The organism is Paenibacillus ferrarius (assembly GCF_002027705.1).
Lineage (GTDB): Bacteria > Bacillota > Bacilli > Paenibacillales > NBRC-103111 > Paenibacillus_E > Paenibacillus_E ferrarius.
The window spans coordinates 294,710-314,650 of the sequence record NZ_MBTG01000023.1; the positions used below are offsets into that span (position 1 = coordinate 294,710).

General features: G+C 43.9%; 17 protein-coding genes. 3 read left to right on the forward strand and 14 right to left on the reverse strand.

Annotated elements, in window-relative coordinates:
• Nucleotides 1-138 precede the first annotated feature (138 nt).
• The 4 genes from BC351_RS23930 to BC351_RS23945 all read right to left on the reverse strand — a co-directional run bounded on the left by BC351_RS23930 (nucleotide 139) and on the right by BC351_RS23945 (nucleotide 5,171).
• Nucleotides 139-2,709, reverse strand: a complete 2,571-nt coding sequence (locus BC351_RS23930) for an ABC transporter permease (RefSeq protein ID WP_079415688.1) — start codon at nucleotides 2,707-2,709, stop codon at nucleotides 139-141.
• Complete coding sequence (locus BC351_RS23935) at nucleotides 2,706-3,389, reverse strand: ABC transporter ATP-binding protein (protein WP_079415692.1); 684 nt, start codon at nucleotides 3,387-3,389, stop codon at nucleotides 2,706-2,708. The genes BC351_RS23930 and BC351_RS23935 overlap by 4 nt, the downstream gene beginning before the upstream one ends.
• A gap of 95 nt (nucleotides 3,390-3,484) precedes the next feature.
• Nucleotides 3,485-4,486, reverse strand: a complete 1,002-nt coding sequence (locus BC351_RS23940) for a sensor histidine kinase (RefSeq protein ID WP_079415695.1) — start codon at nucleotides 4,484-4,486, stop codon at nucleotides 3,485-3,487.
• A gap of 1 nt (nucleotide 4,487) precedes the next feature.
• Nucleotides 4,488-5,171, reverse strand: a complete 684-nt coding sequence (locus BC351_RS23945) for a response regulator transcription factor (protein ID WP_079415699.1) — start codon at nucleotides 5,169-5,171, stop codon at nucleotides 4,488-4,490.
• A 209-nt stretch (nucleotides 5,172-5,380) separates the two neighbouring features.
• Between BC351_RS23945 and BC351_RS23950 the strand changes: the two genes are divergently transcribed.
• Together BC351_RS23950 and BC351_RS23955 are read left to right on the forward strand one after the other, a co-directional pair.
• Entirely contained in the window at nucleotides 5,381-6,205 is an 825-nt protein-coding gene (locus tag BC351_RS23950) for a MerR family transcriptional regulator (RefSeq protein WP_079415703.1), read from the forward strand.
• Between the two features lie 70 nt (nucleotides 6,206-6,275).
• Entirely contained in the window at nucleotides 6,276-7,298 is a 1,023-nt protein-coding gene (locus BC351_RS23955; RefSeq protein ID WP_079415705.1) for a serine hydrolase domain-containing protein, read from the forward strand.
• Nucleotides 7,299-7,398: 100 nt separating this feature from the next.
• On the opposite strand, the gene BC351_RS23960 is transcribed toward BC351_RS23955, so the two are convergent.
• From BC351_RS23960 to adh, 7 genes are all read right to left on the reverse strand, one after another.
• On the reverse strand, nucleotides 7,399-8,550 hold the full coding sequence (locus BC351_RS23960; RefSeq protein WP_079415707.1) for a hypothetical protein: 1,152 nt from the start codon (nucleotides 8,548-8,550) through the stop codon (nucleotides 7,399-7,401).
• 15 nt (nucleotides 8,551-8,565) lie between these two features.
• Entirely contained in the window at nucleotides 8,566-9,192 is a 627-nt protein-coding gene (locus tag BC351_RS23965) for a hypothetical protein (RefSeq protein WP_079415709.1), read from the reverse strand.
• 10 nt (nucleotides 9,193-9,202) lie between these two features.
• A complete protein-coding gene (locus tag BC351_RS23970; protein WP_079415711.1) occupies nucleotides 9,203-10,015 on the reverse strand; it encodes a hypothetical protein in 813 nt (270 codons plus the stop codon).
• Between the two features lie 13 nt (nucleotides 10,016-10,028).
• Nucleotides 10,029-11,186, reverse strand: a complete 1,158-nt coding sequence (locus tag BC351_RS23975) for an SPFH domain-containing protein (RefSeq protein ID WP_079415713.1) — start codon at nucleotides 11,184-11,186, stop codon at nucleotides 10,029-10,031.
• A 294-nt stretch (nucleotides 11,187-11,480) separates the two neighbouring features.
• On the reverse strand, nucleotides 11,481-12,773 hold the full coding sequence (rpoN, locus tag BC351_RS23980; protein WP_158082209.1) for an RNA polymerase factor sigma-54: 1,293 nt from the start codon (nucleotides 12,771-12,773) through the stop codon (nucleotides 11,481-11,483).
• 142 nt (nucleotides 12,774-12,915) lie between these two features.
• A complete protein-coding gene (locus BC351_RS23985) occupies nucleotides 12,916-13,281 on the reverse strand; it encodes a DUF779 domain-containing protein (RefSeq protein ID WP_079415717.1) in 366 nt (121 codons plus the stop codon).
• A 15-nt stretch (nucleotides 13,282-13,296) separates the two neighbouring features.
• Complete coding sequence (gene adh / locus BC351_RS23990; RefSeq protein WP_079415719.1) at nucleotides 13,297-14,817, reverse strand: aldehyde dehydrogenase; 1,521 nt, start codon at nucleotides 14,815-14,817, stop codon at nucleotides 13,297-13,299.
• Between the two features lie 227 nt (nucleotides 14,818-15,044).
• On the opposite strand from adh, the gene BC351_RS23995 reads away from it, so the two are divergent.
• Nucleotides 15,045-16,805 (forward strand): sigma-54-dependent Fis family transcriptional regulator, encoded by a 1,761-nt coding sequence (locus tag BC351_RS23995; RefSeq protein WP_244209158.1) that lies wholly within the window; start codon nucleotides 15,045-15,047, stop codon nucleotides 16,803-16,805.
• A 98-nt stretch (nucleotides 16,806-16,903) separates the two neighbouring features.
• Here the strand turns inward: BC351_RS23995 and BC351_RS24000 are convergent, their stop codons facing one another.
• The 3 genes from BC351_RS24000 to BC351_RS24010 form a co-directional block, all read right to left on the reverse strand.
• Complete coding sequence (locus tag BC351_RS24000) at nucleotides 16,904-17,365, reverse strand: phage tail protein (RefSeq protein ID WP_079415721.1); 462 nt, start codon at nucleotides 17,363-17,365, stop codon at nucleotides 16,904-16,906.
• A 64-nt stretch (nucleotides 17,366-17,429) separates the two neighbouring features.
• Nucleotides 17,430-18,854 (reverse strand): glycosyltransferase family 2 protein, encoded by a 1,425-nt coding sequence (locus tag BC351_RS24005; protein WP_079415723.1) that lies wholly within the window; start codon nucleotides 18,852-18,854, stop codon nucleotides 17,430-17,432.
• A 34-nt stretch (nucleotides 18,855-18,888) separates the two neighbouring features.
• Complete coding sequence (locus BC351_RS24010; RefSeq protein ID WP_079415725.1) at nucleotides 18,889-19,938, reverse strand: HEAT repeat domain-containing protein; 1,050 nt, start codon at nucleotides 19,936-19,938, stop codon at nucleotides 18,889-18,891.
• Nucleotides 19,939-19,941 lie beyond the last annotated feature (3 nt).

The window sequence follows — 19,941 nt, forward strand, 5'->3', positions numbered from 1 at the left end:
TTTTATGTCGAAATTTAGGGTATTATGTTCTTGTTTTATAAAGAAAACATTATATTATGTCGAAAGCTATATTTAAAAAAAGCAAATACGACCCAAATTTGACTTAGGGCCGTATGGCAATATCATGCTGAAGAGAACCTATAGATTCTCCTGTTTCAAAGCATCAATAATATTTGCTTTCTTTACTTTGGCGCTCGCGTATAACATGGATAAGCTTACGATAACAAATACAGCAGCAATCACATACAGAATGCTAGTCCAAGACACTATGAAGCCGTACGAGAAACTATGCATGAAGGATTGGTAGATCAACACCATGATCACTCCGCTGATTGGAAGCCCGTAGGCTAGGGCCTTGATTCCATAAAAAATGCTTTCATAGTTCATCATTTTGTTAAAGCTTTTGGGCGTCATCCCTACCGATCTGAGCATCGCGAACTCTCGTTTGCGAAGGGCAATACTCGTCGTAATCGTATTGAGAATATTCGCCATCGAAACCGCCGTAATCAATGCGACAAAACCATAAACAAATACGGATAATAATAGAATCTTTTGCTCAGAGCGCCGTCTATCTTGAAATAAGTTCATTACAGACAGATTATTCTTCATTTCTTCGATATCCTGCTGTGTTTTCAAAGGATCTTTACTATTCAAATAGAGTCCTGAATACGCTTTGGCATCCTTGCTCCTTTTCATTAACTGATCCAAGACCGGTTCGGAAACAACTAAATTAACTTGAAAGGTGCTTTGAATAATCCCCATTGGGAATTGATCTGTTACCGCGGCTACCTCCAGCTTGTTGATCGTTTCCTTCTCATTGAGATCTGTGGAGACAAGATCCAGCATTTCCCCTGCTCGGCCATTGATCCCTTTCGTTTCGATAAACTTGCCCTTTTCATCTTTATAGGTCATGACATCAATCAATATGGCGGCTGGACGATCGAGATTCGTTAGCTTCGTATAATCGATACCAACTTTTTTGGCGTAGTCTTTCAGCTTCTCTTCACTTAAGGCATTTACGCCTATATAGTATTTATACAGACCATTATTATGAGGCAAATAGGTTTGCACACTTTTAGGAATGGCACCCTCTTTAACCCAGGTGAAAATACCAAACGATTGTTTGATCAGGTTGTACTCCGTAATGCCCTCCAACGAAACAATAGAGGTCAACAATCGCTCGTCAATCGTTGACTCTTCGCCCCCCTTGTGAACCCCGACATCATAATTGTAGCCCTTTTGTGAAAGATCAAGGGATCTCTGTAGGTTGGAAGTGAAAAAAGACACGGATAGAAACAGCACAATACTAATAACAAGTGAAAAGACAGTGGCATAATATCTGCGCTTGTTTCTCTTTAAATTTTTCAAGCCAAACTCGGCTTCAATGCCGAATACAAGTTGGATCAGCTTCGATGTTTTTACCGTTTTACCCGTAAGCTTAATATCCATGGTTTGCCGAATCGCGTCGATGGCAGAAATTTTAGATGCTTTTTGGGCTGGCAGATAGGTTGAGACAAAAATAGTCACAATCGAGACCACACAGGTCGTGAGCAGCGACAACGGTGTAACAACCAACGTTAACTTTTGGGTGACGTCTAGCGCATCTTCGAGTATCGAGTTAATGAAGCGGAAGGTAATGCCGATTCCAATCATCCCGCAAATGAGGCCTAAGGGAATGCTAATGACGCCAATCACCGCTCCCTCGAAAAATACCGAATTCCTCTTCTGTCTCCTCGTTGCCCCTACACTTGATAGCATCCCTAGATAACGGGATCGTTCCGAAACAGAAATCGCAAAAGCATTGTAGATTAAAGAGATGGAGCCAATGACAATAACCAGTACAACAATGAGGAATAGTGAGCTATAGGTTTTGCTTAAGCCACCGCCCATTACACCATAATAACGCAATAAAGAATCATTCGTTTTAAACGAGCTGATGTTATTTTTATTGGACAAGTCGTTGGCATGGTCAAATACTGTGCTATCGACTTTCTTCACAACTACGCTCGCATCAATCGTTTTGTTTGTACCCAACATATTGTCGTCTACATACGTAAAGGCCGTATAACCTGGCGCCCATGTCTGCTCCCACGCAGGACGTTTAATATAACCTACAACCGTATACGTTTCAGTTGTTGTATGAATTAAAGTTTCCGTGCTAGCGCCGTTATTGTTTCTTAATGGATCATTTTGATAAAGCTCTGTATCGCTAGGATCAGCAGAATTAGAGCGCTGACCGACATCGAGGGTTAACCGATCGCCAATCTGGTAGGCGACTTTGGCATTCGTAGCAACAGCTTCCGAAAGAACGATTTCATTCGCTTGTTGCGGCAAGCGCCCTTGGCTCAATGCAATAGGAAAGTTTGTAAAGCCTTGGGCATTAAACGCTTTGATGTACAAATAAGGCTTGTTGGCATTCTGACTTCCTGGCAGCAGAGCAAAGCCACGTTCTTTGGATGTAATGAATTGTTTGGTTGCCGCATCCTGCTTGATCGCTTCGAGCTGATCTTTGTTGACGTCTTTGTAAATGACGTGCCATTCTCCCGTGTATTCAATCGTTTGCTTTTGCATCAATACCAAATACGAGGAGCCAAGCGTTATCACAGCCGTCACCATAGCTACGGAAATAATGACCCCGATCACGGTCACGAGCGTTTGTTTCTTGTTTTTCATCAAATGTCTGAGCGTTAGCTTATGGATGATGTTCATGGTCGAATGACCTCATCTTTGGCAATCTTGCCATCTTCAATGGCGATAATTCGGTCAGCTTGCAACGCAATGCGTTCATCATGCGTAATCATAATCAGCGTCTGATGAAAGCCTTTGTTGAACATCTTCAATAAATCAATGATTTCGCCGCCATTTTTACTGTCCAAATTACCTGTGGGTTCGTCTGCCAATAGGATAGCGGGTTGATTCATCAGTGCTCTTCCAATCGAAACCCGCTGCTGTTGGCCGCCGGAAAGTTGGTTGGGCAAATGATTCAACCGGTCTTGCAAACTTAGCATCCTCACAATATGCTCAAATTGCTTTGGATCCACCTTATGCTCATCGAGCAAGAGCGGCAGCTGTATATTTTCTTCAACCGTGAGAATCGGCAGAAGATTGTAGAACTGATAAATCAAACCGATTTGTCTCCGTCTAAAAATGGCCAGCTGCGTCTCATTCAAGCTGTACATGTCCGTCCTATCCACAAACACTTTGCCGCTTGTTGGTCGATCTACACCGCCCAGCATATGCAAAAGCGTTGATTTCCCCGAACCCGACGGGCCGATGATGGCGACGAACTCCCCCTTTTCCACTGAAAAGGATATATCGTCAAGCGCTTTTACCGCCGTGTCACCTTTGCCATACACTTTAGACAGATGTTCAATTCTTAGAATTTCCATGTTGAAACCTCCATAAGTTTGTCGATGGATGTAGTATATCTGCCTGAAGTGACTTTACAGTGACTTGAAAGTGACAGTCTAGTCACTTGACGCTGTTAGACGATTCGCTTATAGAATCGAATCCGAAATTGTGATCCCTTATCGACCTCACTCTGAACGTCTATATCGCCATTTTGCTTGGTAATAATGCTGTGAGCCAATGAGAGACCAATACCGCTGCTGCCCTCGCCAGCCCCCTTGCCTTTATAAAAACGTTTAAAAATCGAAGGTATCTCTTCCTTGGAGATGCCTTTACCATTATCTTGGATACTAATCTCTGTAAATAGCGGGTTTTCTGAAAAGGAAATCGCGATGGTTCCGCCCACTTGCGTATGTTCCACACCGTTTTTCAGAACATTGATGATAGCTTCCGTTGTCCAATTGAGATCACCTAGAAAAGAGACGTTGTCTTCACCTGTTATTGAAATCGTTTGCTCCTTGATGTCTATCGGAATTAGAACGGGTTGCAACGCTTTCTCAATAAGCTTGGCCACCCTGACTTGATCTTTCTTGAATTGTACGGTGCCTGCATCGATCTTCGAAAGCTTTAAAAGGGAAGAAACAAGCCAATCCAGCCGTTCGAGTTGGATGCGAATGTTGCGCGTGAACTCCGCTCTCTTAGTTCCTGGCAATTGGGGGTCGTCTAACAGGTCCGCCATGACCATCATGGAGGTTAGCGGCGCTTTGAGCTGATGAGAGATGTCCGAAATGGCATCTGTGAGATGAACTTTGTCTTTATGCAAAAGGGCGCTTTGCTCCGACAGCATGACGGTTACTTTATATATCGTATTTTTCAAAATACTGATTTCGCCTTCACGATTATCGCGGACATCCAGGGAATAGTCGCCTCCGCTAATTCGCCTTAAATAGCCAGACAGTTTCTCAATCTCGTGATATCTCACTCTCGTAAATAGGAGGCTGCATCCAATGAGAGAAATGGAAGTGATTAGAACGAGGACCACGGCAGCTAGGGATACAAAAGCCGCGGCTATCAGCATAATCAGACTTATCGTAGACATCGACAAGAGTACGAGGCGGATCTCGTGATTACGCAGCATGCTACTCACCCACCTTATAGCCTAAACCGCGTACGGTTTTAATGAACGTTGGATCTTTGGGATCATCTTCTAGCTTTTCCCTCAACCTTTTGATGTAAACCGTTAACGTATTGTCATTGACGAAATCCCCGGCAACATCCCAAATTTGTTCTAAAAGCTGATTTCTGGAAAGAATCTGCCCGATGTGGTTAACGAAAATCAGCAGCAAGCGGTACTCCAATGCCGTCACTGGGATTTCATCCCCATGTTTATATACCTTGCCTTCTAATGTATTAATGCGAATATGATCTAATTCAATGATTGCTTTGGCTTGCGGCTGCTTCTGATATCTTCGCAAAACAGTCTTAATTCGTGAGAGCAGCTCGCGAATGCGAAAAGGCTTGGTAATATAGTCGTCGGCTCCCATATCAAGCCCCATCACGACATTGACTTCATCATCCACGGCCGTCAGGAAAATAACAGGAATGTCGCTTTGCCCTTTCACCATTTTACACAACTCATACCCGCTTCCATCCGGCAGTGATAAATCGAACAGGCATAAGGCAAACTGATCCAACTGCTCGGCTATCACCTTTTTCGCAGATGCAACGTCATGGCACAGAACCGTGGAAAACTGGTCTTGCTGCAACGAATACTCGAGTCCAGACGCGATGGTCTTATCATCTTCCACCAATAAAATGTTCATTGGGTCCTCATCCTAATTTAATATTTTTGAAAAATGACTTGTGACTTATGATTGTATCATATTAAAAAGGTTGCGGATTAGCAAAGAAGCAGGCTTTCGGCAATTGTTTTTGGCAGTAGACTTTACCCTTAGGGCAAGGTGTACAGTAAAGTTGAACAACGTATTGATGCTTAAGGGATTTAGACAAATATGATAATGGAGGCGGCCTTTTGCTATCGATTGGAGAATTCTCGAAGATATGCGAGGTATCTACAAAAACACTGCGATATTATGATGAAATCGGATTAATCCATCCAGATGAGATTAACCCTGAGAACGGTTATAGGTATTATTCCATCAAGCAACTAAAAAGAATGCTTCTTATCAACCGTTTGAAATCTTATCATTTTCCTCTCGATGAAATCAAAACGATTCTCGAATTGGAAGATAATCCATCCGAAGAGAAGCTTTATTCCGCCCTTAATCGCAAGAGAAAGGAGATACAAGATCGACGTAACGCTTTTGAATATACCCTGCAACAAATGAGTGCTGATATTTTAAATTTAGAAAAGGGCATCTCCATGATGTCATACCTTGACAGCATTGAAGTACAACTTGTTGAAACCCAGCCCATGACTATCCTTTATACGCGCCAGATGATGAGCAGCGAGGACTATGTGGAAGGATATGGCAAGTATTTTGGCAGGCTATATGCAAAGATTGCTACTGACAAGCTCACCTTGCTTGGTACGCCAATGACCATTTATCACAGCCCTGAGTACAATCCTAACGGCAATGATACAGAGTTCGCCATCCCGATAGAAGAAGCTGTAAAAGGAACGAGAGATATGTCTGGAGAGCTCTGCGCGATGTCTGTTATAAAGGGGGCCTATCCCGAATTGACATCGGTATATGCGAAGCTGAGGGAATGGGTAGAGAATGAAGGATATGCATTGGTGAAATCACCCTATGAAGTATATCTAACTGATCCCAATCAAGCCACCGTTCCTGAGGATATTGTGACCGAGGTGTATTTTCCTGTAAAGAAAAAATAACAGCAAGACCCGACATTTTACTTAGCGCTCGCTAAAAAAAAACAAAACCGGCTTTTAGGAGGTATCCTTCATGCAAAGAAACTACTGGCCAACTAGAGAGTGGCAAGCCGCAGACCCGGCAACCTTGAGAATGGACCCTGACATGCTTTCGAAGCTTGATCCTATAATTCAATCCGAGTACAGCAATATCAACGGTATCGTTGTTGTGCGAAATGGCTATGTGGCTTACGAAAAATATTATAATAGGTATGGCCCGGATGATACGCACCATGTAACATCTGTAACGAAAAGTATACTATCCGCCCTCATTGGTATAGCCATAGATGCAAGATATATTGAATGTGTAGACCAGAAGGTGCTGGATTTTTTCCCCGAATATGTTCCGGGTGCCGTTGAAAAGCAGAAACGAGAAATCACCATACGCCATCTTCTCACGATGACAGCTCCCTATTCATTTGCGGACTGGCACGAACCGCTGGACAAGATGTGTATGCAGCCTGACTGGGTCAAATATACGCTGGATATGCTGGGTCAAAAAGGGATTATCGGAACGTTTAAATACTCCACTGCGGGGGCGCACCTGCTTTCAGCCATTCTCACTCGCAGCACAGGAACAAGTGCCCGTGAGTTCGCCAACGAACACTTATTTAAACCCCTCGGCATGAAAGAAATCCCGGATTATGAAATGAAGTCATTTGGGTTTGAAGATTTATTCGGAAACCATGTGAAAGGATGGGTTAAAGACCCCAACAACAACTCCACAGGGGGATGGGGACTTACGCTAACCCCCCGTGATATGGCCCGTTTTGGTTTTCTATATTTAAACCGTGGCATTTGGGACAATCATCCGATTATTTCCAGCACGTGGATCGATCAATCTACAGCTATGACTCCCAATAAATACGGTTATCTATGGTGGTTACGCGAAGAGGACGGCATGCATGCATACTCTGCCTTTGGCGATGGCGGCAATGTCATTTGTTGCTTTCCAGACAAAGACCTAGTCGTGGCAATTGCATCAGAATTCATGATGAATGCTCGGGATAGGTGGACTTTGATGAAGGAACATATGATTTCGGCTGTGATAGACTAAAGTTATTGCTGTCAAGAATCCGCATTATACAAAAACGCCTTTCCTCAAAAGCAAGAAGGGCGTTTTTGTTATATATTCTATGCACTTGCGGATACACTCATCACATGCTGCTTTCTCGAATCTTTCGATTTACAGCTCTTTCTATAATCAGCTTCACTTTTTTGAAATTTTCTACGTCTTTTTCGGTTTCCGTCATTTCTTTTTTAAACTCGTAGTTGATACTGCTTAGATTTTTAATCATTTTCACGGCATCTTCAAACTGATCATAAGATAAAGGAGTATTTATATATTGACTGGTCTTACGGCGTGCCTCTATAAGTTGATTATGCTGCATGCTGCTCTTATTTATTGTGTTCCAAGTAATCGATTGAATAAAATAGTTGACTTGTGGTCTAAGATTGCTAGATGGAACATGCATGACATCACTTTCACTTCCATCATTATTGCTCGTTGTAATCGTATAAAAGTTTAGACAATTATAGTTGTTATGTCTTTCTTCCGAACTTTTAATCTTCGAATAAAGAATTCTTGATGTTGAGTAGTTGCTGATTTCATCACTCAGCAGATCCAAGTTCCCATTCATTTCATACAGTTCATTATCTGTCATGTAAATATACTGAACCTGAAAAGAAGCATATACCTCATGATCACCAAATTTCTTCGAGGTGTTCTTTGCATTGGGTGATGAAATGAAATGCAGCGCAACAAGCTCCGACTCGTCAACCCCTAGCTGTGTCCTGCAAAATTTCACGCCATGGTAGTGCATGGCCTGCTCCACTGTGTTGGAAGCCTGCTCATACGAAAGTTCTAACGCGTTGTATTCACCCAATTCCGCTTCGTGCATCGCAAGATCGGACTGATAGGCAGTCAGCTTCTGTTCATGCTCTTGTATGAATTTCTTCGTCAGCTTCCCATTTAAACGGGTAAAAAAAGCATCCACTTTTTTCTTCCATACAAAATAGGCAACCAGCATCAGAAAGACGACGCTCCAAAGAATGATAGAAACCACATCGGAAATACTGCTAGTGATCTTGAATCCCCAGATGACGACACTCATCGCAAAAGCCAGACTCATCCAACATCTCACCGGCTTCTTCGCTAAATTATCAAAGAAGCGGTTCCTCTTAACCGCAGGTTCCTTCTGGTTGAAGACAGGAACATTCGTTGTCAAACTATTCTTAAGATAGGAAAGCTTGTCCGTTATAGACAGATCGTCGAATGAAACATCGGCTAAATGTTTTAATGTACTCATAGAATCTCCTTTCGTCTAAATGGCTAACACAGAATCAAAGTAACTTCTATCGCTTTCATCTAACTTCACAATTTTTAAAATCTGATGTATCTCTTCCACGTCAAGTTGAAAATTGTTCGCTTTCTCAAGAAGCAGCTTGCTGCTGCCACCCTGATGCATATTGAAAAGGTAGTACTCATAATAGTCTCGCTTAATTACGGCTTGCATAATGTAATACAAACCTGTTCCACTGGATAAGACTTGAGCACTGTTTAAATAAGATTCTACCTTACGGACTTTATCGATATGGAGTACACGCGGTTTTTTTCCTTCCAACATAGCAAGAGCCATGTAATAGAAGACATTGGGATCTGTACAGTCATTTTCGGCCAGCTTTTTAAGAATATCGAATGAAAACTCATAATTCTGCGCATCGATATGACACATGGCCAGGGAGATCGCAATAGGAATATTGCCTTTGTTATCCTCTAATTTCTCCTTATAGGAGGTGATGTAATTGTGCTTTGTTTGACTATCCATCTTCGCCAAAGCAGCCAAATTCTTGGGGATATAGGCGGTGCCACAAAATTCACAAACCTGATTAATGTCTATCGGCAGGTTTGCCCCACAATTGGGACAAGTATTTACAATAATCTTCGCCATAGGGTACCTCCTACTGAATTCTAACTCTATCCATTGTTAAAATTTCGTCTAAGATGCGAGAAGTTTTTTGGTAGATTTCATTAACGTGCTCTTGTTCCATGTGCTTTTGACTTTGTAACGCTTTGAGGCGGTCTCTCAACTCGTTGCAGGAAAGAATAACATCCCATTCTACCTCTGGCTTATCGCTTCGTCCAAATACACCCAGCGCCCTTGATTTTATAGTTAATTTATCATACAAAACCTTAGTTTTGCTGAAATCAAGGCTCTGATACTCTCCAGCCAATTGGTTATAAGATAAAATGATATGGGATAACGTTGCCGCAACATCTCGGGTATTAGCCTTTTGCAACTCTTCATTTTCCAATTCGTTTGTTGAATGATCGGCTGCGTAAAGTATCGATGCGTAAGTTATAACATACAAGGCGACACCCAACAACGCTAATACACTATACGAGCCGCTTATTTTTAATTGGGTCGTTTCTATAGCTGCGGGTAACTTGCGCACAAAATGATCCAGAGCATCACTCAAAGCGAATCTTGCATATATCCCTATTAACGTCAATTCAATAGCAGCAAACAACTGCGTTGTTGTTACAAGCGCTAGCTTATAAGGGAACCGTATGGATGAGGTGCTTCTCGCTATAAAAGCTTGATAGAAACCAAATACTTCGGCTGCACCTATGAAAATAACAATGAGCATTATGAGGTAGGTAGCAAACGAATTTAACGCCAATCCTACGACAACAATAAGGAAAAACACGAGTAATAATACGCAGGCTGCAACAACACTTGCCAGTATCTTAAAATACCTATCCTTACTCAATTCCAACCACTCCTTATACTAAAGATGTGCCGCATTCAGGGCAAAACCTCGAGCCGGCCGTCAGTTCGTGATTACAACTTGGGCAGGAAATGATCCCGATTGCAGTTCCACATTCTGAACAAAATTTAGCATTTTCCTTGTTCTCCGCGTTACATTTATAGCATGGCTTGGTCGATTGCATTTTTTGTCCGCAATCCGCGCAAAATTTGGCATCGGGTGAGTTAGCCGAATTGCAATGTTTGCAAGGAACACTTGTCTCTGCTGGTGATGGTGGCACAGGCTGTCTTATCGTATTATTCGATATATTCGAAATTGCGCCTCCGAGCTGGCCCATCATGCCAAAACCTAAGCCCATTCCGATACCCGCATTAGCCATTCCCGAGGTACCCTCATTTTTAGAGAAATTACCCATAATCTCAAATTGTTTTTGCGTGGCATATCTAGCATCACCAAGAATATCAAACTCGGCTTTACGCTGGAGAATGCCATTAATAACTTCCATATCTTCATCTGGGAAATTAATAGAGTTGACAAAAAAGTTAACTAATTCTATCCCGAACGTTAAGAAACCATCCTTCATATCATCCATACATAGCTGTGCGATTTCTCTTTGTTTGGCACGGATATCCAAAACCGATACTTTTTTATCAATGATGTATTGCGCTAGAATCGTATCTACGCTATTAAGGACGATACCTTTGAAATTCGGCAGCAAATTTTGCACCGTGATGGTCGTCCCACCCTTTTGCGTGCCTATAATTTGGGTTAGAAATATACTATAGTCATTCACTCTCATGGTGTACTGTCCATTAGCTCTTGCATTAATTCTTACATGGTAAACCGGATCTACGATCTGAATCGGCGACTCCGTTCCCCACTTTAAATTCATATTCAACGTTGTGTTAATATAATAAATTTCCGCGGTAAAAGGAGTTGCATTACCAAATGGCAAATTGACCAGTTGGTTTAGCAGCGGGATGTTTCCCGTTGACAAGGTATGGGTACCAGGCCCAAATAAATCCAGCGCTCTTCCCTCTTTGACGAATATAGCAAGCTGGCCTTCACCGACGACAAGCTGCGCTCCCATGGTTAAATCTTCACTAGGATATTTGTAAACCAACCAATTCCCGTCCGCAGCTCCATCATACTTAATTCTATCAATTAGTGCCAAGCTAACCACCCCAATAATCAGCAAAATTTAACAAAAAGCAACAAATTTATACTATCATAATAACTACTAAAGTACCAGATTATAACATTAGATAGTCCGAATAAAATGAGACTCAGGACGCTTTAGAACATAGCCCTGTTGTGTATCGATCGGGTTTAGAACTTCAACCTAAAGAAGATGTGATGCAGGGTTAAACACCTACGTCACATCTTCTTCGATATTGTGTATACATTTTGAGTAGTGGCAGCCCGACGCCTAATTAAGGCACCCTATTGACGCTCATCAAACTCGCGACTAATGATTTCTTCTCCTCCTAGAGGGCTGCAAATTCATTTGCTCTCTATACTTGGTCACCGTTCTACGCGAGATCAGTAACCCGTCGCTTGTCAGAAGGGATGCGATTTGTTGATCGGATAACGGCGAAGCCGGCTTCTCTGATGAGATGCATTCCCGAATTCGCTCCTTGATGTAGATCGCCGAAACCGTTGTTCCGTCAGCCTGTTTAATAGAGGACGAGAAGAAATGCTTCAGCTCAAAAAGCCCCCACGGCGTTCGAATATACTTATGGTTAACCGTGCGGCTAATTGTTGATTCATGCACGCCAAGCGTTTCGGCAACCTGCTTCATGGACATCGGCCGAATAGAAGAGGAGCCTTTCTCGCAAAACCCCGCCTGCAGCTGAAAAATAGCGCCAGCCACCTTCAGCAGCGTCACCTTTCTTCGCTCAATACTATCGATCAGCCCTTTCGCCGCTAGCCAGTTTCTCTTCAAATAACGGTGGACATCCCTGGAGGCTATCTGCTCCATCATACCAAAGTAGGAACCACTCAATGTAATGGCTGGCAGATAACCACTCTCAATGAACACTTCGTACTTCCCTTCAACCTGCTTAAGCTGAAGATCAGGCATGATATAAGACGTCTTCCCCCTACTATATAAAGCCCCTGGCTTGGGATTCAGCGAGCTTATTTTCTGTATGGCTGCTTTAATTTCCGCAAGGTCTGTTTCGTACTTCTCTGCTAGCTGTCGGAACCTTCCTTCTGCAATGCTAAGCAAATCATGTTGGACTAGGCTGCAAACTAAGGGATCTCCCTCCAGCTCCTGCCGCAATTGAAGAATGAGGCACTCCGCTAATGTCGAGGCCCCCACACCATACGGCTCTAAGCTTTGTACGACACCGACGGCCTCACGCACCTGACTTAAAGAAGCACCCATAAACGCAGAGATTTCTTCTATGGAATGGAGGAGATATCCCTTATCGTCCAGATTGCCGATGATCCATTTGCACAGGGCTAGGACAGCACGGTCAAGCTTCATATAGGTGAGCTGCTCGAGCAATACCGATTCTAAAGTTGCCTCGCTTGAAAGATCAACATTAAGCCACCAGTCTTGTTCAGAGCTGCTTGCACGACGCATTGCGGGGATATCCTTAGCGGGTTGAAGTTCGATAAAAGGATTATCCATCGCTTGCTGCTTAATAAATTCATTCAAATCCAAGGAGGACATATGCAGGATTTCCATAGACTGCCGCATCTGGGGCGTAAGCAGCAGCTTTTGTTCCTGCTCAGCGGATAATAAGATTTCCATAGGCATTCTCCTCCTTGGTTTTTGATTGCAAACGCTTAACACTATTATATTCACTAGTTTCTGACAGAAGCTATAAGAAAATAAACCCTGCTCCCTTCGCCATGGAAGGAAGCAGGGAAACTTGATCTTGCAAATACAAAGCTTATAGACCCAGCACACGCCGCTCCTCATCCGTGAACATCCTCGAGCGAGTCAGAAAACGCTGGCCTTCCGGCCCTTCAAGCGAGAACATCCCGCCTCTGCCGGGTACGACATCGATGATGAGCTGCGTATTCCGCCAATATTCGTATTGGGCCTTGCTCATGTAGAAGGGTGCATCGCCTATGTCCCCTAGCCATACGTCGCTGTCGCCGATCAGAAACTCCCCTTGCGCGTAACACATCGGAGAGCTGCCATCGCAGCAGCCCCCAGATTGATGGAACATGACGGGGCCATGCTTCGTCTTTACCTTTTCGATTAGCGCTAGCGCGGTATCGGTAGCAATAACCTTGCTCACTTCCGTCGTCATCGTATGGCTCTCCCCTTAGAAGAAGCCAAGGGCATCAGGACTGTAGCTGACGAGCAGATTTTTCGTTTGCTGGTAATGCGAGAGCATCATCTTGTGATTCTCGCGGCCAATACCTGAGGTCTTATAGCCGCCGAAGGCAGCATGAGCAGGATAAGCATGGTAGCAGTTGGTCCATACGCGACCCGCTTGAATGCCTCGACCCATCCGGTAGGCCGTGTTCATATCGCGCGTCCATACGCCGGATCCAAGCCCATAGAGCGTGTCATTAGCGATCGCCAACGCCTCCTCCTGATCCTTGAACGTCGTGACGGAGAGGACCGGTCCGAATATCTCCTCCTGGAAGATTCTCATTTTGTTGTGACCCTTCAGAACGGTTGGCTGAATATAGTAACCTTCGGATAGATCACCTTCAACCGCTGCCCGTTTACCGCCGATTAGGCATTCCGCGCCTTCCTGCCCGCCAATATCGATATAGCTCATAATTTTCTCAACCTGCTCGGTGGAAGCCTGAGCCCCAATCATCGTTTCCGTATCGAGAGGGTTGCCCTGTTTGATCGCCGAGACGCGCTTTAAGGCTCTTTCCATAAATTGATCATAGATCGATTCCTGAATCAACGCGCGAGACGGGCTGGTACAGACTTCTCCTTGATTCAGGGCGAACATTGCAAAGCCTTCGAGCGCTTTATTGAAGAAGGCGTCATCGCGCGCAACCACATCCTCGAAGAAAATATTCGGTGACTTTCCACCCAGCTCCAAAGTGACCGGTATTAGGTTCTGCGAAGCATACTGCATAATTAGACGGCCTGTCGTTGTTTCGCCGGTAAAGGCAATCTTCGAAACCCGGGTACTCGAGGCAAGCGGTTTGCCGGCTTCAAGTCCGAAGCCGTTGACGATATTGAGTACCCCCGGGGGCAGCAAATCTTGAATAAGCTCTATCAGCACCAGAATGGATGCCGGCGTCTGCTCAGCGGGCTTCAGGACGATTGCATTCCCGGCCGCAAGAGCCGGAGCAAGCTTCCATGTCGCCATCAGCAGCGGGAAGTTCCATGGTATAATCTGACCGACGACGCCCAGCGGCTCATGGAAATGATATGCTACCATATGATCATCCAATTGGCTGAGCGAGCCTTCCTGGGCGCGAATGCTTCCTGCAAAATAGCGGAAGTGATCGATCGCCAGCGGCAGGTCGGCTGCGAGCGTTTCCCGAACGGGCTTGCCGTTATCCCAGGTTTCGGCCACCGCCAGCATTTCCAAATTAGCTTCCATGCGATCGGCAATTTTGTTCAGAATGACAGCACGCTCCGCAACAGACGTACGGCCCCATGCGTCCTTCGCAGCATGCGCCGCGTCTAGGGCAAGCTCGATATCCTCGGATGTAGATCGTGGAACCTCGCAGAAAATGCGGTTATTAACAGGAGACGGATTCTCGAAGTATTCACCCTTAACAGGTGCGACCCACTGTCCTCCGATAAAGTTTTCGTAGCGTTTTTTGAATGTAATCTTTGATCCGTTTTGTCCAGGTTGTGCATAAATCATAAAGCTCAGCCTCCTTAAAATGGATTACATTAAATTAATAAGCAAGAATCGTGCCAACTTATTAAATGCCGTTATAGCAGGCTGAATTGGAAGCGCTTTATTAAAATTGTCCCATTCTGATACAATAAAAGTGTTCCATTTCGGAACATTCTATTTCCACTTCTCCACTAATATAAGCGACTATGGTATGATCGGGTTAGGATACCGTTTACAGTGGAGGTGATCTTTTGCTACCCATAGAAAATAACTTTCTATCTGAAGCAGCGTCATTATCTTGGAAGCGCTGTCACGAACTTGGTTTAATGCCAAATGACCCTGTTGATGATGACATCTTAACAGGAAGCCACATACACACGTTATTAAGACAGAACGAGCAAATCATACATTACACAGAGCAAATATTCGAGCAAATGAACGTCGGCATCAAGCAATCCGGCCAGATGGCGCTGCTTATCGATTCGGCAGGGACCATCATTCACACAGTCGGCGATGTTGATTTCTCTCGCCGTGCGTTAGCGGTTCAACTGCAGGTAGGAGCCAATTGGGCTGAGAGAAGAAAGGGAACGAATGCCATTGGCGTCGCCCTCGCAGACAAAAAGCCTGTACGCGTACATGCCGAAGAGCATTATTTCAGCTCTAATCGCTTCTTGACCTGCGCCTCGGCCCCCATCTTCAATTCCACCGGCGAGTTGATCGGCGTCATCAATATTAGCGGCAAAAAGGAGCATTACCACGCGTATACGTCTACGCTTGCGTGCATGGCAGCATTTTCCCTGCAAAACAAACTTCTGCTGGAGGAATCAAAGAAAGAGCATCTCATTACCCTAAGAGAACTCGAGCATACGGCATTAAATCATCCTTTGCCGCTGCTCTCTCTCAGCCAAGATAACCGAATCCTTCGTGCCAACCATGCGGCCATCCGCATCGTCGGCAGCGACGCCATCGGCAAAGAGCTTACGAAGCTGGACGGCTTCTCGGTAGAAACAATTCATAATGAGCATCCGAAGCTATGGCAGTCCGTCTCCATTGCCAAGCAGACTGCAAACGGACAGCGTTTATACACATTTAGAGATATCGTCGGGACATGTCCCACGATCATCCAGAAGATTGAGCTTGCGAAGAAAGCGGCCATGACCGACTTCCCTGTCTTATTGCTGGGTGAAAGCGGCGTGGGGAAGGAACTGTTCGCACAATCCATTCATTCCGCGAGCCCACGTTCGGCAGAGCCGTTCATAGCACTGAATTGCAGTGCCATTCCGGACAGCCTGATCGAGAGCGAATTGTTCGGATACGCTCGCGGCGCATTCACGGGAGCGAACAAGGATGGCAATGCCGGCAAATTCGAAGCCGCGCACAAGGGCACTATTTTCTTGGATGAAATAGGAGACATGCCTCTTCGAGCTCAAGCTGCTTTATTAAGAGTGCTCCAGGAAAGTACGATTACACCAGTTGGAAGCTCGAAGAGCAAGACGATTGATGCGAGAGTCGTTGCGGCAACGAATAAGGACTTGACCGCAGAGGTGAAGGCTGGCCGATTCCGCGCCGATCTGTATTACCGGCTGAAGGGCATACACCTTACGCTGCCGGCATTACGGGAGAGAAGCGATATTCTCGCCTTAGCCGTTCATTTCCTCCAGAAGCAGCCTTTCCCATGTCCATTCCTGACGGAAAAAGCACAGCATAAGCTGTTAGCTTACAGCTGGCCGGGCAATATAAGAGAGCTTAACGGCGTTCTTATGCAAGCGGTCTTCCTAGCTGGAGAACAGGCGATTGACGCTGAGCATCTATCGCTAGAAGAACCCGAAGAAGCCGTGCAACCAAAGTCCGGCGAAGATCAGCCATCCACTTTGAAAGATGCGGAAATCACCGTGATTAAGAAGGCGCTGAAAGCCTCCGAATGGAACCTCAGTAAGGCGGCCGGGCAGCTCCGGATCGGAAGAACGACTTTATATCGTAAAATCGAGGAGTACGGCATCACGTTATTTTAACGCAGCAGACAAAAAGAGGGTGTCCACAGTCATTTCTATGACTTATGGGACACCCTCTTTGATGCCGTGGATTCGTCCACTTTGCGCATCGGCTTACTTTAATATTGTCCTTTAATCACAAAAAACGAGCCCCGAATTGTTCCAGCTAGTTTAGACTTCTGCCTAGCAAACTTAAACTTGGCTTCTAGCTCCTTCGGTATCTCCATCCCCTCAGAAAGCTTAAAACCAACAGCCCGCTTCTTAGGGTCATCCACCGTATACATGACATTGATCCCAAGACCATCTTCATAAAAGACATAGGTGAATTGGATATTTTCCACTTGAAAACGCGATGTTTCTAACGGTTTGGCCGCAAACGCAATATCACGTTCTTTCAAAATTTGGTTCACATAATCAAGATTCTCCTGGCTTTCGCTAGCGGGTACAACCGTAAATTCATGTTTGTATTTGTTCATGAAGTAACGGGCTTCATTAGCGCGTAAACCAGCAAGCGCCTCTGCTACAGGTGAAGACTCTAAACCAACCGTAGATACATTTTTAAAATCAACGATATATGACATTTTCCATCTCTCCTTTTATTTCATTATTTTCTAAAAGCAGAAATTTAATCTTCTTAAACGTTCATCACATCGGGGTCCCTTTCTCACTGGATGCGAATTGTTTTCTTTTTATTGTACCCCAAGCATGCCGCCCTTTTCTAAACTTGATAATACCTTCAATACGATAAAGGATCGTAAGCTGTCGATAACCTAAATTCTCAAGGAGGGCAAAAGCGACTAATCGCATCGTATCCAGAAACGTTGTATATTTGCGGAAGGATATTTGCTCCAATAAAATACTCCCCATGGATAACGTGCTGCCCAATAAGAACGCAATGATAAAATAGATGAGGAAACTATTAAACTCTAATAACCCAAACAAGTACGCTAGTGGTATGAAAATATATCCAAGAAACTCAATAATAGGACCGATCAATTCAAAAAACCAATAGTAGGGCAATGTCACCATACCAATGGTACCATATTTCGGGTTAAGCATCATCGATTTATAACTAAGCAGATTATCAAATAAGCCAATTTGCCATCTTCTCCGCTGGACTCTTAGATCCTTAAGTGATTCCGGTGCCTGTGTCCAACAAATCGGATCAGCCAAAAACTTAATTTTATATTTTCGCTTTTCGTCTCTCATTTTCTTGTGAAGTCGCATGATAATATCCATATCTTCACCAATCGTATTCGCTTTATACCCGCCGCATTCAATGACGATCTTCTTATTAAAAGCCCCGAAAGCTCCCGAAATGATAAGAACGGAGTTCATTTTACTCAGACTTGTGCGTCCCGTTAGAAATGCGCGTAAATATTCTACAATTTGAAAAGCGGCAACTTTACTTTTGGGAAGATTCATCTTGACTAATTTCCCGTTCTGAATCGTCGAACCGTTGGCAATTCTGACAATGCCGCCCACTGCAATGGTTTCGGGATTTTCAACAAACAACATCGTCAGCTTGATCAGTGCATCATTTTCCAAAATGGAGTCCGCATCAATACACGCGAAAGTCGGATATGTCGATAGATTAATACCCGCATTCAGGGCGTCGGCTTTCCCCCCATTTTCTTTATCCACGAGGATTAATCGCTCGTAATTCGCATTCCGATAAATACCTACGATTTCATTGGTCTGTAAGCTTTTCTTGACCGGCTGATTCACTTTCTTCAAGTCGAACTCTGCGATGATCTTATCCCGCGTTGCATCTTTAGAGCCGTCATTCACGATAATAATTTCATATTCATAGTAATTTAAGGCTAGCAATGATTTTATATTATCCACGATGGTCGCTTCTTCGTTATACGCAGGAACAATAATGGAGATCGGAATCATGTTCTTAGAGTCCACATACCTTTTGTAATCAGACGACTTCATCTTCTTTAAGTAACCAAATATATCAACAACAGAAACGATCATCTGACCATTGTAAAAGAGATTGATTGCAATGGTATAAAGCATGCAAAATTCACTAAAATAAAGAATGAACTTCCAAAAAACATACATATCTTATGCCGCCCTTCCTATAATTCGGTGGTTCCTACGACGACAATGCCAACACGCCCATAACGGCCTCACGTGCAAAACGATCCTTATTGTTCATGATCTGGTTTGCATATTCCTTTCCTCCAGGAATCAACACAAGAGAATTGGCTGCATTGTGTCTTACCCACCATTCCGAATCACTAATTTTTTCTCCTAGAGCGGTAAAACTCCGACTTGTGCCTAGCTTCTCCAGACCCTTAGCGGCCGCTGCTCTGACCTCCCATTCTGAATCTTCAAGCATGGCGATCACATACGCTTCATACAAAGGATTTGTCAGCTCAGATAACGCCCGAATACAAGCAATCTTTAAATTTGTATTCGTACTGTTCAAATATTTCACATAGTACTCGCCCAAATCCTCTAATTGGTAATCCGCGGATGCTTTAATTAAAATCCCTTTTAAGTAATCATCGCTGGATTCAATAGTAGCCTTGAATAACTCATCCTTGGGCCCTTTGAAATCAGCTATGATTTCAATAACCGCGCGGAATGATAAATGTATGTTTTGGGAATTCGCATTTAAAATATGCGTTAGTCTTTGTAAATCGCCAAGTTTGGCAAGAGCAAGTAAGACATGATAAATAACATCATTATCTTTGCTGTTGATAAGCTTATAAATGTGCATTTCCACATCATGTACCCTTAGGTCTCCCAAATGCCGACAAGCTAATGCCTGTACATGTGTTCGTTTGGACAAAAGTCGTTTGATCAGAAATGATTTCGTTCCCGCTGATTCATATAACTTAAGTAATTGTTCATGGTTACTCTCGATAAATGGTTCGCCATTCTGAATGATGAGATTTATTAACATTTCGTTTTTTAATACGCTGTGCTTCACATAGGCATGTAACTTTCGAGCGACATCCTGCTGCTCCTCTTTCTCTAAACGAAAATAGGAGGAGAGCATTTCTTCCAACGACCCCTTTATTTTAGCGACAGCTTTCATATGAATATACGAATACACCCACATGACAACAATCGCTATAAAAAAACTTGAAATTAACCCAATCGAAACCCAGAGTAAGTAAAGCGCTTGATTCGTCATGTC